The organism is Cupriavidus sp. CuC1 (genome assembly GCF_044627735.1).
Classification (GTDB): domain Bacteria; phylum Pseudomonadota; class Gammaproteobacteria; order Burkholderiales; family Burkholderiaceae; genus Cupriavidus; species Cupriavidus ulmosensis.
This window is the reverse complement of the sequence record NZ_JBIUHC010000441.1, coordinates 1-596: the sequence shown is the minus strand read 5'-3', so window position 1 is coordinate 596 and position 596 is coordinate 1. Positions and strand designations below refer to the sequence as shown.

Below are 596 nucleotides of genomic sequence, written 5' to 3'. Positions count from 1 at the left end.
CAGCGGCGCACCGTACTGGGAGCCCGTCCGATGCGCTTTGCGAATTCGTTGATCCGATAAACCTTGCTCATGGCGAGAAATTATAGATACTTCGGAGCAAGAATGGAGTATCAGTTGCTCGCTCCGGCTCGGCCGACTATAACCAGCAGCTGTCGGTCCGGCGCGCGCAGGCGGTGGCGAAGGTGCTCGCCATGGCGGGATTCCAGCCGGAGAACATCCAGGTGCGGGGGCTGGGCATGAGCACGCCGGTGGCGGACAACCGCGCCGCCGAGGGCCGCGCGGAGAACCGGCGCGTGGCCATCGTGGTCACGATTGAGTAGTCATGCGGACCCGCGCCGCCTGCCAGCTCAGCGCAGTGCGGTGCGCAGGACCAGGGCATGGAGTTATTCCCTGGCGCGGGTCAGGCCAGGTTGAAGGGTAACTGGCGCTGCGGCTTGCCGGTGAGTTGCGCGATGGCGTTGGCAAACGCCGGCGCCAGCGGGGGCAGGCCGGGCTCGCCCATGCCAGTGGGCGCATCGGCACTAGTACTACTGTGTTAACAACTACTCGGTTTTCCGACCGCAGCACGGGCACCGTTCAAGGCGGGCAAGCAGTGC

The 596-nt window shown here is 65.4% G+C and carries 1 pseudogene; it reads left to right on the top strand.

Features of this window, described 5'->3' with window-relative positions:
- Positions 1 to 122: 122 nt before the first annotated feature.
- A pseudogene (locus ACGLHR_RS52110) lies at positions 123 to 320 on the top strand (OmpA family protein); the annotation flags it as partial.
- Positions 321 to 596: the final 276 nt, after the last annotated feature.